Source organism: Cupriavidus consociatus (assembly GCF_017814975.1).
In the GTDB taxonomy this organism is placed as follows: Bacteria; Pseudomonadota; Gammaproteobacteria; order Burkholderiales; family Burkholderiaceae; genus Cupriavidus; species Cupriavidus consociatus.
In genome coordinates this window covers 1-265 of sequence record NZ_JAGIQA010000215.1, presented here as the reverse complement: position 1 = coordinate 265, position 265 = coordinate 1, and the positions used below count along the sequence as shown (strand labels likewise).

1 pseudogene is annotated in these 265 nt (G+C 53.2%); it reads right to left on the bottom strand.

Annotated features, from left to right (window positions below):
• Positions 1 to 250: pseudogene (locus tag J8I82_RS38145) on the bottom strand (recombinase family protein); the annotation flags it as partial.
• Positions 251 to 265 lie beyond the last annotated feature (15 nt).

Below are 265 nucleotides of genomic sequence, written 5' to 3'. Positions count from 1 at the left end.
TACGCCGCCTACAATGTTGCATATTTTCCAGTCCCTCGTCTGAGTCGTTCGAATTTTCGTTGCTTGGAGCCGGCGGCTGTGGATCGACGCGGAACACAACGACGATTTCATCCTTGTGGATCTCGACACGTTTGACCAGACCCAGAACGATCTTGCGTTTCGTTTCAAAGTCAATCGTATCGAGCCTGTCGGTGACAGCGGTTGCAAATTCCTCAAGCCGGTTGATGACCAGAAACAGCTCGCTTTGCACTGCTCCGTGGCGCCG